This is a genomic window from Empedobacter sp. UBA5528, assembly GCF_002426075.1.
In the GTDB taxonomy this organism is placed as follows: domain Bacteria; phylum Bacteroidota; class Bacteroidia; order Flavobacteriales; family Weeksellaceae; genus Empedobacter; species Empedobacter falsenii_B.
Genome location: NZ_DINY01000019.1, coordinates 1 through 13476 on the forward strand (window position 1 = coordinate 1; position 13476 = coordinate 13476).

Annotated in this window: 13 protein-coding genes and 1 riboswitch; of the genes, 7 read left to right on the forward strand and 6 right to left on the reverse strand. The window is 31.1% G+C overall.

Annotated elements, in window-relative coordinates:
- Positions 1-368 precede the first annotated feature (368 nt).
- Positions 369-463, forward strand: a riboswitch (SAM-I-IV-variant riboswitch).
- A 48-nt stretch (positions 464-511) separates the two neighbouring features.
- The 4 genes from B4L98_RS03925 (at position 512) to B4L98_RS03935 (ending at position 3367) form a co-directional block, all read left to right on the forward strand.
- Positions 512-1117: a hypothetical protein gene (locus tag B4L98_RS03925; RefSeq protein ID WP_286496351.1), complete on the forward strand. Its 606-nt coding sequence runs from the start codon at positions 512-514 to the stop codon at positions 1115-1117.
- A 48-nt stretch (positions 1118-1165) separates the two neighbouring features.
- Positions 1166-1588: a PaaI family thioesterase gene (locus tag B4L98_RS03930; protein ID WP_286484378.1), complete on the forward strand. Its 423-nt coding sequence runs from the start codon at positions 1166-1168 to the stop codon at positions 1586-1588.
- Positions 1589-1894: 306 nt separating this feature from the next.
- Positions 1895-2047 carry a VOC family protein gene (locus B4L98_RS14685; RefSeq protein ID WP_291072344.1) on the forward strand — a complete coding sequence of 51 codons (153 nt, stop codon included), beginning with the start codon at positions 1895-1897 and terminating at the stop codon, positions 2045-2047.
- A gap of 405 nt (positions 2048-2452) precedes the next feature.
- Entirely contained in the window at positions 2453-3367 is a 915-nt protein-coding gene (locus B4L98_RS03935; protein WP_286484376.1) for an AEC family transporter, read from the forward strand.
- A 113-nt stretch (positions 3368-3480) separates the two neighbouring features.
- Here B4L98_RS03935 and B4L98_RS03940 read toward each other — a convergent pair whose 3' ends face one another.
- The gene (locus B4L98_RS03940) at positions 3481-4227 is read right to left on the reverse strand and encodes a dienelactone hydrolase family protein (protein ID WP_286496350.1); all 747 of its coding nucleotides are present in this window, start codon (positions 4225-4227) and stop codon (positions 3481-3483) included.
- Between the two features lie 80 nt (positions 4228-4307).
- Here B4L98_RS03940 and B4L98_RS03945 point away from each other — a divergent pair, with 80 nt between their 5' ends.
- Positions 4308-4724, forward strand: coding sequence for a DUF2007 domain-containing protein (locus B4L98_RS03945; protein WP_291062730.1), 417 nt, complete (start codon positions 4308-4310; stop codon positions 4722-4724).
- 57 nt (positions 4725-4781) lie between these two features.
- Here the strand turns inward: B4L98_RS03945 and B4L98_RS03950 are convergent, their stop codons facing one another.
- From B4L98_RS03950 to B4L98_RS03960, 3 genes are all read right to left on the reverse strand, one after another.
- Positions 4782-5780: a beta-ketoacyl-ACP synthase III gene (locus B4L98_RS03950; protein ID WP_291062728.1), complete on the reverse strand. Its 999-nt coding sequence runs from the start codon at positions 5778-5780 to the stop codon at positions 4782-4784.
- Between the two features lie 176 nt (positions 5781-5956).
- Positions 5957-6850, reverse strand: coding sequence for a helix-turn-helix domain-containing protein (locus tag B4L98_RS03955; protein WP_221856399.1), 894 nt, complete (start codon positions 6848-6850; stop codon positions 5957-5959).
- A gap of 101 nt (positions 6851-6951) precedes the next feature.
- A complete protein-coding gene (locus B4L98_RS03960; RefSeq protein ID WP_286496347.1) occupies positions 6952-7878 on the reverse strand; it encodes a 2-hydroxyacid dehydrogenase in 927 nt (308 codons plus the stop codon).
- A gap of 141 nt (positions 7879-8019) precedes the next feature.
- On the opposite strand from B4L98_RS03960, the gene B4L98_RS03965 reads away from it, so the two are divergent.
- Complete coding sequence (locus tag B4L98_RS03965; RefSeq protein ID WP_286496346.1) at positions 8020-10047, forward strand: M3 family metallopeptidase; 2028 nt, start codon at positions 8020-8022, stop codon at positions 10045-10047.
- Positions 10048-10103: 56 nt separating this feature from the next.
- On the opposite strand, the gene B4L98_RS03970 is transcribed toward B4L98_RS03965, so the two are convergent.
- Together B4L98_RS03970 and B4L98_RS03975 are read right to left on the reverse strand one after the other, a co-directional pair.
- Positions 10104-11447, reverse strand: coding sequence for an ammonium transporter (locus B4L98_RS03970; protein WP_286496345.1), 1344 nt, complete (start codon positions 11445-11447; stop codon positions 10104-10106).
- A gap of 220 nt (positions 11448-11667) precedes the next feature.
- Positions 11668-12192 (reverse strand): GNAT family N-acetyltransferase, encoded by a 525-nt coding sequence (locus tag B4L98_RS03975; protein WP_291077598.1) that lies wholly within the window; start codon positions 12190-12192, stop codon positions 11668-11670.
- A gap of 737 nt (positions 12193-12929) precedes the next feature.
- Between B4L98_RS03975 and B4L98_RS03980 the strand changes: the two genes are divergently transcribed.
- Positions 12930-13205 (forward strand): lysylphosphatidylglycerol synthase domain-containing protein, encoded by a 276-nt coding sequence (locus B4L98_RS03980; RefSeq protein WP_291077600.1) that lies wholly within the window; start codon positions 12930-12932, stop codon positions 13203-13205.
- The last annotated feature ends 271 nt before the right edge of the window (positions 13206-13476 follow it).

Consider the following 13476-nt stretch of genomic DNA (forward strand, 5'->3'; position numbering starts at 1 on the left):
ATACAAATGCACTACCGGTTAATACAATAATATTAAATAAAAACTCTACTTTTAAGTGTTCTTAACAAGGGGAAGATTACAGTCACCCTAAACTCGTTTCATGGTCGCATCTAATTCAGAACATAAAATTTATAACCACATAGAGAGATAGGTTTAACAATGTTGATGAATAGAGATAAATTGGAAAATGAATAAATGAACTAGTATTACGATGTATCTATATGGTAGAATATAAAAAAACAAATCAAGCAATTATTCAAAACTTTATTATCGAAACAATATCCAATTTAGAATAAAATTCTAAGTGATCATTTTAAAATAAAATTATTAGAAAAGATTACTACATATTCAATTTTTTATGTAGTTTTACACCGTATTTCGAATCGTAGAAAACGATACCAACCGAGAGGAGTCTCCACGGTGGTAAAACAATACGGGAGTTCATCCAAAAACAACGAAAAATCCCCTATTATCGAAATACAATAATTGTTTTATTTTAACTATTTATTGTATGTCACAAAACATTTCTGAGCTTAATTTAGCTCCTATATCAGATGAAAAATTGGTCGATTTTATCAATCAACAATTGCCTATTAAAGTTCCTGCGCTAAAAGATCATATTATTGAAGAATTCAAGAAAAGAGGTTTGGATTATCGCCATCTATACAATGTAAAAACAGATGAATTGAATATCAAACTTCCGCTTAGTTTGATTGATGGTTGCTTGTTCGAGCGTAATATTCCCAAACCGCCTTTGGTAGGTAATTTCTACGCTGTTGTACATAGATTGAGAAACTTTTTGCAACATAGCAAAGAATTGAACGGAAAACGCCTTAAAACGTTTCATTATATCTTCGATCAACTTTATTTACCTTATGAATTGATTGATATTATTTCGGAAGATGATGTCAAAAATCTAACTGAAGATGATGTATTTATTACCTTCAAAAACTCGAAACAACATTTCCCGAACAATAAGATTATCAATAAAATTCCGAAAAATAATTTATTGATTACTGTTGACAAAGGGAATTATTACCGCGGTTTGGATAAAGTAATTTTGTCACATCAAAATACGATTATCAAAGAAGAAAACTTGAATAACGTAACTGCATAACTGAAATTGCTTTCGACAAATCTCTATATTTGTTGAAAGCAATTTTATATGACGCCAGAAAAAAGAGAATTAGTAGAGGTAAGTTTTAATCGTTCAGAAACCTTAAAATTTTATAACGCATCACTTATCGAATGCGAAACGGACTATGTTTCGATTAAGATTCCAAAACAAGAAATGATGACACGTAAGCACGGAATGTTTAATGGTGCTATGATTGCTTCTTTGGTTGATGTTTCATCTGGTTATGCTGCTGTTTCTCACTATGACGACGATTGTTATGTGGTAACAGTTGAGTTAAAGGTGAATTATTTACGACCTGCTTTGGGTGATTATTTACTATCAAAAGCCTATGTGATAAAAGGCGGAAAAAAGATAAGCACCATACGCACAGAGATTTTTGTGGTTGACGAAACGACGAACAAAGAAACGCATGTGGCTACTTCTTTGGTGACTATGATGAGAATAAAATAAAGATATAATTTGTCTCAACTTTTGAATAAATGACCACATAGAGACATAGAAATAGATGTTTATTTTGATATAGAAATCAGTAGTATAATTCTACCTTTTTTATATGAAAAAACCGTCATTTCGAGTGAAATTCTGTAAGAATTTTGTGTCAAGAAAAAGGTTTTTTGAAAGAAAAGAATAATAACTAATTGAAGGAAATAATTTACTTATAGCGCAATTAATTAAATCAATTCGTCTTGATGTTTTCTTCTGTTTAGTTGGTTTACTTTTATAAAAAATCGCAGAATGAAAATATAAGAATTACAATTGTTTACAAATGATTTAGAAAAAACGAAATCATTTTATACAACTATTCTAGCTTTTGAGTTAATTGAAGAAACCGATAATCAGTTTAGTTTACAAGTTGGTTGGACAAGATTAACTTTTGTAAAACGAATGAAGAATATATTTAGCTTATGAGAACTAAGCAGAATTTGATCAACATTCTATTTTTGGAATTTCTGAAATTGGTTTACCTACAACTTATATTGAAGCAACTAATCATATATTATAATAGAAAACAACATCTAAATTCTGAAAAGGAGATTTTGATACTTTTGGTACTAATGGCTCAGATGAAGGGAAAATATTATTACTAAATTATTTTATTAAAACAACTTAGTTTCCTACAACTGATAAATAATTCCTGCTCCATTTACAGCTATTTTGGAAAATGAAAATCATTATTCAAAAGTAATTTTAGATAATAATAAATTAAATATATCTAATCTTGCCATTTTATAAAAAATAAGCATTGAATAAAAAGTGATATCTTTAGGGTAAAAAAAAATGGGATTGTAACTTTGCATTCTAAATATCTAAAAAATGGTAAATTTTATATTAATCGCAGTCTGCATAATCGCCGGAATGGTGTTTAAAGCAACAAAATCTATACATCCTGATGCACATAAAGGGATCAATACATGGATTTTATATTTAGCTTTACCAGCAGTCTCGTTTAAGTATTTACCAAAAGTAGAATGGTCGCAAGAAATGCTATTCCCTATCTTTTCGACTGTCATTATTGCCGTTGGAAGTTTATTTTACATGAAATTCTACAGCAAAGCAAAAGGCTATTCGGAGCGTTCGAGAAGAACATTGGAATTGGCAAGCGGCTATAGCAATACCTCTTTTATTGGTTTCCCTTTGATCTCAGCATTTTATGGAGAAAAATATTTAAGTATTGCGATTATTTGTGATCAAACCATGTTTTTGTGCTTATCAACCATCGGAATAGTTTCTGCATTAAAAGGAGGAAGTAATGGATCTGGAGCAATAGATTCTAAATTTATCTTGAAAAGATTATTTACTTTCCCCCCATTTTTGGGTTGTATCAGTGCATTGATTTTATCTCAATTTATCGACTTATCTCCTGCCGAACCATTCTTCGATAAATTAGCTGCAACTGTAGGTCCGTTGGCTTTATTTTCAGTTGGACTGCAATTAAAGTTTAATGGTTGGAGAAAATTATGGTCACAAATTTCGATGTCTATGGTTTACAAATTAATGATAGCGCCTGCAGTTGTAATGCTTTTAGCCATCGTAATTGGGATAAAAGGTGATGTGGCTAAAATCTCTATTTTTGAAGCTGCAATGCCTACATTAGTGACATCTAGTATTATTGCGGAACAATTTAAACTCAACACCAAACTAACCAATTTGATTATTGGAATCAGTATTATTATAGGCTTTTTTACAGCTGCTTTTTGGTATGAAATGATACAGTTGTTTATTCAGTAGATTTCTTATTATGTTTTTTTTAAAATTGTATCGAGAATTAAGATGAATTTTATCTTCTAAAACCTTATTCTCGATACAAAATTCTAAAAATAATTTCACTCGAATTAATGGTTTTATTTCAATACTTCTTTTAAAAACAATAATGTATGTTGCCACGCTCTATCTGCCATTACTTTATTGTAATCTGGTGATTCTGGATTGGTAAATGTATGTTTTGAATTTGCGTAAGTAATCATTTGCCAATCTGTTTTTCCTTCGTTCATTTCAAGTACCAAATTCGAAATATCTTCAGGTTTTACAGATTCGTCATCAGCTGGATGTTCTACTAAAACTTTTGTTTTAAGAGGGATATTTTTTCGAGCCAAATCTTTTGCTAATCCACCATGAATAGAAACAACGCCAACAATAGGTAATTGCGCACGAGCAGCTTCTAATGCGCCTGTTCCTCCAAAACAATAACCAATTACAGCAATTTTGCTTGGATCTGCACCAGCTTTGATTAACTCTTTCAACGCCAAATCAATTCGTTTTTGATAAGCTGCAAAATCAGACTTGTATTTTCCTGCTATTTTAGCCGCTTCCGCATTATCTTTCGGATTGCTTCCTTCTCCATAAATATCTGCAACAAACGCAATATAACCTTCTTTTGCTAAATCTATTGCAGCTTGTTTTGCTTCGTTATCAGCTCCTTTCCAAGCAGGTAAAATCAAAACTCCTGGACTTTTCTTTGTTGTATTATCGGTTACTAAACCATTCAATTTTTGTAAGCCATCTTTGTAAGCAACTTGTTTTAGGTTTTGCGCATGTGTCGTATTCATCATCAATACAATTAAAAATAAACATTGAATTACATTTTTCATCTACTAAAAAATTTAAAACATTAAGATAAAAAGAACTAATTTTATATCGGATATTGAATTGAATTTTTAACACAATTAGTATGGAAGTTATTACATTAAAAACATTTGAAAGCCCTATTGAAGCACATATTTTACGTTCAAAATTAGAGAGTGAACAAATTGATGCTTTTGTTATTGATGAACATTCGGTTGGGATGAATCAGTTTTTGTCGAATGCCATTGGTGGCGTGAAAGTAAAAATTAAGAAAGAAGATACTGATTGTGCTATGAAAGTTTTAGAAGAAATTGATACTTCAAATTATACCAATGATTTGGATGAAATTCTTGTTTGCCCTAAGTGTGGAAGTAATGAGTATTACAGCAATTACAAGTCAATGAAAGGTGGAAAAGGTTTACTTTCTTTATTATCTTCTATCATATTTTGGGTTTACCCAATTTACTACAAAAACGTGTTCAAATGCAAGAAGTGTGGTGAAGAATTTAATAGTTTACAATAAAAAAGAACGACAATTTCTTGCCGTTCTTTATGAACAAAAATATATGATTTTTATTGATTAAATTGTCCAACGCAATAAGCTTGCTCCCCAAGAGAAACCTGCTCCAAAGGCTGTCAACATCAATAAATCTCCTTTCTTTAATTTTGCTGTATTTTCCCAAATACATAACGGAATTGTCGCTGCAATTGTGTTTCCGTAATTCTCAATATTGATTAAAGTTTTACCATCTTCAATATTAATTTCATTACCAACAGCGTCAATAATTCGTTTATTCGCTTGATGCGGAACCAACCAATTTACATCTTCTACAGAAAAATCATTGCGTTTCAAAACATTGACACACGTATCACTCATTGATTGAATTGCATTTTTGAATACAATTTTTCCATCTTGTCTAATGTAACGCTTCTCATCAACCAACAACTGTGAACTCGCTGGATACAAAGAACCACCTCCTTCTATATTCAAGAATTCTTTTCCAGTTCCATTACTCTGTAACAAAGCATCCAAAATTCCTTCTTCATTTGTAGGCTCTAACCAAACTACTCCAGCTCCATCTCCAAACAAAATATTTGTCGAACGATCTTTGATGTCTACATACGCACTAATTTTATCAGCACCAATGACCAAAACATTTTTGTAACGTTTGCTTTCAACCAATGAAGCACCCATGTCCAACGCGTATAAAAATCCAGAACAAGCTGCATTCATATCAAATGCCCAAACATTCTCTATTCCTAACTTTTCGCACACAATATTCGCAGTAGCAGGCATCAACATATCTGGTGTAGAAGTCGCAACAATCAACGCATCAACATCTTTGATGTCTTTTTTGTATGTATCAATTAAATTCTGAATTGCACTAACCGCCATATCAGAAGTCGCTAAACCTTCCTCTAAAATACGACGTTCTTTAATTCCCGTTCTTTTTACAATCCATTCATCAGAAGTGTCTGTAATCTTTTCTAAATCGAAATTAGTTCGTTTATTCTCTGGCACATAACCACCGATTGCTGAAATATGTGCAAATATTTTTTTTGTAAAATCTACCACCATAAAATTCTTTTCATTCAAATTTCATGTATCGATTATCTACTAAAAGACGCATCAATTAAAATTTGAGCAACAAAGGTCTATCCATTTTAACAAATTAGTTAGCAAAATAAACGTAATAATATGTCAGAAAGACGTTTTTAGAAAGTTTTCACATTTACATTGATTTACATCAATTATTAATTAGAAGCTATGAAAGTTCTTGGAGAAACACCGGCATAATTTTTGAAAAATTTACTAAAAACTGAGGTATCTATAAAATTTAATTCTGTCACAACATCAGAAACACTATTTTTTGGGTTCTTTAGCAAGACTTTTGCCTCTAATACAATGGCTTCAGCAATGATTTGTTTGGGTGATTTATTAAAGACTTCGACAATAATTTTAGTCAAATGTTTACGACTAATAAACATTTCATCTGCATAAAATTGTACATTACGCTGACGACGAAAATGAGTTGAAACTAAATACAAAAACTGCTTAGCCAATTCCTCCTTTCTGACTTCTTTCGTTGTACTTTTTGCCGTTACAGCTTGGTTGTAGTAATTTCCCATCTCATACATCAACACTGAAAAGTGATGTAAAACCAAATCTTTTGCAAAGATATTTTCATTCTTGATGGTATATTTACTAATCTTATTCAGATTGTAGCGCATATCACGTACAATCTTTTTATCTAAAGAAATGATTTTAGGATATTTGGACGATAAAAATTCTACTAAATTATTGGATTTCACGTGAAAACCAGCTTCAATAATCAGATCTGAATCAATGAAGATTGCTTGAACAGCAAAATCAGCCGAATGCTCTATAATCTCGAACAACTGACCTGGAAGAACCACAATAATATCGTCACGTTTGATTAATGTTGGTTCTAAATTCACCGTGATTTCACATGTTCCTGCTGTGATTAAAATCAACCCAAGCGACGTAAACTTATAAGGTTTTCGTTTTACAAAATAATAATTGTTCTCAGGACCTACGTCAAAGATTGCTAACCGACGATCAGTTGCTTCTTCTTTGTAAGTTCTTAAAATATTATCAATTGAATAAAGTTGAATATAATCACTCATTTTTAGCTTTTATTTTTTCAAATACAATGTTAAAAGATTTTTTTGACAAGTAAAAACATAAATGCGTCTTTTTAACAAAATCTTACGTCATTTTGGTATATCTAATAACCTCTTTCTAATGAAACTTCATTCAATAAAGCTTCGTTATTTTTCATTCTGTTATAGTTATCTGCAACTTGTTTTAGAGCAGTTGTTGCATTTGTAACACTCGCAATATGAGGTGTTACATAAATATTTTCATTCGTCCAAAAAGGGTGATTTTCAGGTAAAGGTTCTTCTACAAAAACATCTAAATAAGCCTCTTTTATTTGTTTTTCTTCGATTGCAATTAATAAATCCTTTTCGACCAAATGTGCTCCACGACCAACATTCACCAAAACTGTATGATCTGAACATTCTTTAAAAAAGTCTTTATTCAAAATACCTTCTGTATCATCTGTCAAAGGCAAAATATTGACAATAAAATTAGTTTTAGAAATCGCAGCATTCAAGCCTTCTTTTCCAGAAAAAGATTCTACTCCATTTATATTTTTTGGCGAATTCGACCAACCTTTGACTTGAAAACCTAACGCAACAAATTGCTCTGCTACTAACTTTCCGATTTCACCTAATCCTAAAATAGTAATAGTTGTTTCCTTGATATTTTGATAAGTAGTAGGCTTCCACTCTTTACGAACTTGATCTTTATAATACGTCAATAGATTTTTCATTGAAGTCATAACACAAGCCAAAACATGCTCAAACATTTCTTGCTTCAAAGCAGGATCAACAATACGTGTTACCTTTATTGAATCTGGAATTTTGGTATGCAACAAATGGTCAATTCCTGCTCCAACTGATTGTACAACTTTTAGATTTGGAAATTCAGTCACATAATTTTTGTGCGGTTTCCAAGTTGCAATAAATTCTACATCTTTTGGATTTGAGATATTTGGATAAACTTCAACTTTCGTATCTGGCAACAATTCTTGTAAATTTCTTTGCCATTCTTCTGTTGGTTTTTGATTGAATATTAAGGCTACACTCATAATTGTTTACTTTTAAAACAAATGTAAATAACTCTAAATTAATCACACATTAAATTTGACGATTTGTCAGATTTCTTACATTTGGATTAGAATTTGAAAGAGTTCAAACAAATATATTTTAACTAAAAAAATACACCATAAATGGCAAATCCGTTATTAGAAAAATTTGAAACACCTTTTGAAAGTGCTCCTTTTTCTAAAATCAAAATTGAAGATTACAAACCTGCTTTTATCCAAGCAATTGAAGAAGCAAAAGCAGAAATAGATGCAATTACTGCGAATCCTGAAGCGCCAAATTTTGCAAATACAATTGAAGCAATGGAACTTTCGGGTGAAAAATTAGGACGTATTTCTTCTATTTTCTTCAACCTTAATTCTGCTGAAACGAATGATGAAATTCAAGAAATTGCGCAAGAAGTTTCCCCTTTATTATCTGAATTTGGAAATGATGTTCGCTTAAATCAAGATTTATTTGAACGAATTAAAGTCGTTTATAATCAAAAGGATTCGTTGAATTTAACAGATGAACAAGCTTATTTATTAGAAAAAAAATACAAAGGTTTTTCAAGAAATGGGGCAAATTTGAACGAAGAAGACAAAAATAAATTACGCGAAATAGACAAGCAATTGGCTATGCTTTCTTTGCAATTTGGACAAAATGTTTTGGCTGAAACTAATGCATACGAATTGATTATCACAGATGAAAATGATTTAAAAGGTTTGCCTCAATATGCTATTGATCAAGCAAAAGCTGATGCTGAACAAAAAAATCACGAAGGTTGGTTGATTACGTTACAAGCACCAAGCTATATTCCGTTTATGCAATACGCAGAAAATCGTGAATTAAGAGAAAAATTGTTTAGAGCAAATGGAGTAAAAGCCTATCAAAATAATGAATTTAACAACGAAGAAAATGTCAAAAATATCGTAAAACTTCGTCACGAACGTGCTAAAATATTAGGTTATAAAACGCATGCTGATTATGTTTTGGAAGAACGTATGGCAAAAACACCAACGACTGTTTTAGATTTCTTGAATGATTTATTAACGAAAGCAAAACCGTTTGCAGAAAAAGAAATTGAGGAATTAACTGCATTTGCAAAAGAAACTGATGGGATTGAAACATTGCAACGTTGGGATCATGCGTATTATGCTGAAAAATTAAAACAGAAAAAATTCAGTCTTTCTGACGAAGAATTGAAACCTTATTTTCAGTTAGAAAATGTGATTCAAGGAGCTTTTGATGTCGCAACAAAATTGTATGGAATTACATTTAAAGAAATTCATAAAATTGATAAATACAACGATGAAGTAACAACTTATGAAGTTCTAGATAAAAATGGTGCGTTCTTAAGTTTATTGTATGCAGACTTTTTCCCGCGCGCAGGAAAACGCCCTGGTGCTTGGATGACAAGTTATAGAGATGCTTCTAATGTGAATGGAAACACCAAACGTCCGCACATTTCGATTGTTTGTAATTTTACAAAACCAACGAAAGACACGCCGTCATTATTGACATTTCAGGAAGTGACAACATTGTTCCACGAATTTGGACATGCGCTACACGGAATGTTACCAAATACAACGTACGAAAGTCTTTCTGGAACAAATGTTTATTGGGATTTTGTTGAATTACCCTCTCAATTTTACGAAAACTTTTGTTACGAACCAGAAGCTTTAAAATTATTTGCAAAACATTATCAAACAGGAGAAATTATTCCGCAAGAATTAATTGAAAAAGTAAAAGCTTCTTCAAGTTTTATGGAAGGTTATCAAACTGTTCGTCAATTGAGTTTTGGATTATTGGATATGGCTTATCATGCGAATGATTTGGCTGAAATTAATGATTTACAACAATTTGAAAAAGAAACTTTTAAACGAACAGAGTTGTATCCAGAAATTGATAAAAATATGATGAGTACATCCTTCTCACATATTTTTCAAGGTGGATATTCATCTGGTTATTATTCATATAAATGGGCCGAAGTTTTGGATGCAGATGCCTTTGCATTTTTCCAAGAAACTGGAATTTTCAATCCAGAAAAAGCTCAAAAATTCTATAAACTTTTATCATCTGGTGGAACTGTAGAACCGATGAAACTGTACGAAGAATTTAGAGGTCATAAACCAACAGCAGACGCTTTGTTAAAGCGCGCTGGATTAATATAAACTGAAAATCCGACTACTTAAAAGTAGTCGGATTTTTTTATAATACTATTGTTTACTTAATGCAAACTTTCTTCGTGTTGCGACAAATCTAAGCCTTCGAACTCCGCTCTATCACTCACGCGTAAGTGAATCATTTTATCCGTAATATAAAATAAAGCAATCGCACCTAAAAAAGTAAATAACGAAACGAGCAACAAAGCAATCATATGATGTGCAAACACATATACCCCGCCATGTAATAAGCTTGCATTTTCTCCATGTGCAAAAATAGCTGTCAAAATCATTCCCATGATTCCTCCGACTCCATGACATGCAAAAACATCTAGAGTATCGTCAACTCTTTTTAACACTTTCCAATGAACCATTACATTTGAGACAATAGCTGTTATAAAGCCAAAAAATATACTTTCAGGAATTGTAACAAACCCACAAGCTGGAGTGATTGCTACTAATCCAACTACAGCCCCTATACACGCTCCCATAGCAGTAACGCTGCGACCATTAATTCTATCAAAAAGTATCCATGTCATCATTCCAGAAGCAGAAGCAATTGTTGTTGTTCCGAAAGCTAGTGCTGCTGTGGCATTTGCTCCCAAAGCTGAACCAGCATTGAAACCAAACCATCCGAACCATAACATTCCTGTTCCGAGCATAACAAATGGAATATTTGCAGGTTTGTGTTCTCTGTTTTTACGTTTACCTATCACCAAAGCACCTGCCAATGCTGCAAATCCAGCACTCATATGAACAACAGTTCCTCCAGCGAAATCTTTTACTCCAAAATATTTATTCAATAAACCTTCTGGATGCCAAACCATATGACAAAGCGGTGTGTAAATGATTAAGCTAAATAAAATCATAAACAATAAATATGAAATGAAACGTACTCTTTCAGCAAAAGAACCAGTTACAAGCGCTGGTGTAATGACTGCAAATTTCATTTGAAACAATGCAAATAAGACAAATGGAATTGTAGATGCCATGTCTTTATGTGGAAATGCTCCAACATGACTAAAAAATGGGTAACTTAAAGGATTACCAATAATTCCGTAATGTTCTCCATTTATTGTAAAACCAATTGATTCACCAAAAGACAGTGAAAACCCAACTACAACCCACAAAATCGAAATCACACCTAAGGCAATAAAACTTTGCAACATGGTAGAAATAACATTTCGTTTCCCCACCATTCCTCCATAAAAAAATGATAAACCTGGCGTCATCAATAACACCAATCCTGCAGCTGCTAAAATCCAGGCGACATCTGAATTTACAATATTTTCTTCGCTAAGGAATTCTCCTGTATTTGGAATATCTACAACTGGTTTCCAAAATAATCCAGCGAATGCAACTAGCGTTATAATTGCAAAAGCTACTTTCCATTTTAATCCGACTTTCATAAGTTTTTAATTTTAACCCTATCAAAATTAGATTATTTTTAAATAAAATCATTTATTTTCAATTACACCCTATAAAAATTAGGGGTTAAAATATTAATTTTACATTTTAAACATAATTATCCTATGTAAATTCATAAAAAAAGATTCCTTTTTTGGAATCTTTTTATCATTTTATCAATTTGATTATTTAGTTTTTCTAAATTCTATCTGAAATCTTCAATTATGTTAAATCCTGAATAATTTTTTGAAAAGCTTTTCTTGGACTTCCATCATAATAAACTTCTCCACAATAATGATAACCTAACTTTTCAAAAACACGCAACATTCCAATATTATCAAAGTTGGTATCAACTTTTATAGTATGTATGTTTTTTGAAATTGCAACCTTCTCGATTTCGGTCATTGCCCAAGTTCCCAAACCTTTTATCTTAATATCTTGCGCAACAGCCAATCGATGAATCACAATATATGGATCATCATTCAGCCATTTTCCTTCAATTGCTGTATAAGCAGGTTCTATCTCATCAATAATTGCAACATATCCAATGATTAGATTATTATCATTCTCAATTATATAACCAAAACCATTTGAGATATCATTTTTTACAACGTCTAGATTTGGATAACCATTTTGCCATTGATTACTTCCCTCCTCTTTTCTTTTCTCAACTGCTTGTTGCAAAATTTCCCAAATTCTATCTGCATCATTCAAAATAGCTTGACGTATATTTAATCCAGTCTCCATATCTTATTTTTATTTTCAATATAGGAGATTTTCAAGTTAATCATAAATTTTTATTTTTAATTTTTCCCTAAATTGATAAAACTTATCAATGTCATACCAAAATTAAATTTCCACAAACTATAAAAAATGTAAAAAAATCTTGGCAACAAGTTATAGCAAGACTTATTATATTGAACATTTGTATATTTCAAAAGCAAATGAAAAGAAATGATGCAAATTATTCCAAGTAACCAGAGTGCAGCCTTTTTTGTTATTAATCGGTTTCGTGATTACTCTTCTCTATATTTCATTACAAATTGTAATGTATATCACATGTTTCAAAGCAGATGGTTTACCTTTTAAACTTTAGCGCACATTCAATCTATAACTCAAACGAAATTTTATCATTGTTTTTTTACTAGCGGGCGGAATTAGTTTTTTAGCTTATCTACACAAACAAATAAAAAAACAACAATTTGAAACAAATAAATTTAGGCAAGTTCTATTTATGGTTTTATTTGATTATTAACGGTTTTCAACATAGGTATATCCATCATTATTTATAGTATTTTCGTCAACAAATATTTTAATGATTTGTAGATATCATTAGTTATTTTGGGCATAATTTTAATTCTGGTTTATTTCTTTTACAGCTCATTTAAAAACAAAAAACAAATTCAATCAAATTATAGAGAATAAATTTCCAAAAATTGTAAAGAAATCAATCCAATTTTTGAAGCTTCTTTGGACAAAAAAATATAAATCTCACGATTCTAATTTCAACAATCATCGAAATTACTGGGATATTACATGTTTATTTTACAATGTTAGCGTTAGGTATTCGACCCATTTTTGATGCATTAGCTTTAGCTTATACGATTTCTGTTTTATTGATGATTATTCCGAAGTTTTTGAGAGGTTTGGGCGCTGTAGAATTTACTATGATGTATATTTTAACACAATTTGGTTATTATCATTACCAAAGATTAGTTACAAATTTATTGTACCGCGTTTTGAATTTTGACTGGCTTTAGGTTTTGGATGTTTGAGTTTTATATGGGTTGGAAGAAAAGTATTTACTCGAATTTTTTCCTGCTGTTATGATTTTTAAATTAGGAATGATTAATATAAATTTCAGTCATCACTTCTCCTCTTGCAGAAGGTTTACATTTTCAAAAATTATTTTTAACAACCGAATTTATGCATCTTTCAAAATTGATGATGCTATTTGTTGGAATTGCTTTATTGATTACTTATGTTATATCAACAAAGGATTAAAATCTGCATGGAATTTTGCTTAAATAT

Bases quoted from the DNA above. Each gene is read 5' to 3' on its own strand.
- B4L98_RS03925 (WP_286496351.1), top strand. From the start codon at position 512: ATGTCACAAAACATTTCTGAGCTTAATTTAGCTCCTATATCAGATGAA.
- B4L98_RS03930 (WP_286484378.1), top strand. From the start codon at position 1,166: ATGACGCCAGAAAAAAGAGAATTAGTAGAGGTAAGTTTTAATCGTTCA.
- B4L98_RS03935 (WP_286484376.1), top strand. From the start codon at position 2,453: ATGGTAAATTTTATATTAATCGCAGTCTGCATAATCGCCGGAATGGTG.
- B4L98_RS03940 (WP_286496350.1), bottom strand. From the start codon at position 4,227: ATGAAAAATGTAATTCAATGTTTATTTTTAATTGTATTGATGATGAAT.
- B4L98_RS03945 (WP_291062730.1), top strand. From the start codon at position 4,308: ATGGAAGTTATTACATTAAAAACATTTGAAAGCCCTATTGAAGCACAT.
- B4L98_RS03950 (WP_291062728.1), bottom strand. From the start codon at position 5,780: ATGGTGGTAGATTTTACAAAAAAAATATTTGCACATATTTCAGCAATC.
- B4L98_RS03955 (WP_221856399.1), bottom strand. From the start codon at position 6,850: ATGAGTGATTATATTCAACTTTATTCAATTGATAATATTTTAAGAACT.
- B4L98_RS03960 (WP_286496347.1), bottom strand. From the start codon at position 7,878: ATGAGTGTAGCCTTAATATTCAATCAAAAACCAACAGAAGAATGGCAA.
- B4L98_RS03965 (WP_286496346.1), top strand. From the start codon at position 8,020: ATGGCAAATCCGTTATTAGAAAAATTTGAAACACCTTTTGAAAGTGCT.
- B4L98_RS03970 (WP_286496345.1), bottom strand. From the start codon at position 11,447: ATGAAAGTCGGATTAAAATGGAAAGTAGCTTTTGCAATTATAACGCTA.
- B4L98_RS03975 (WP_291077598.1), bottom strand. From the start codon at position 12,192: ATGGAGACTGGATTAAATATACGTCAAGCTATTTTGAATGATGCAGAT.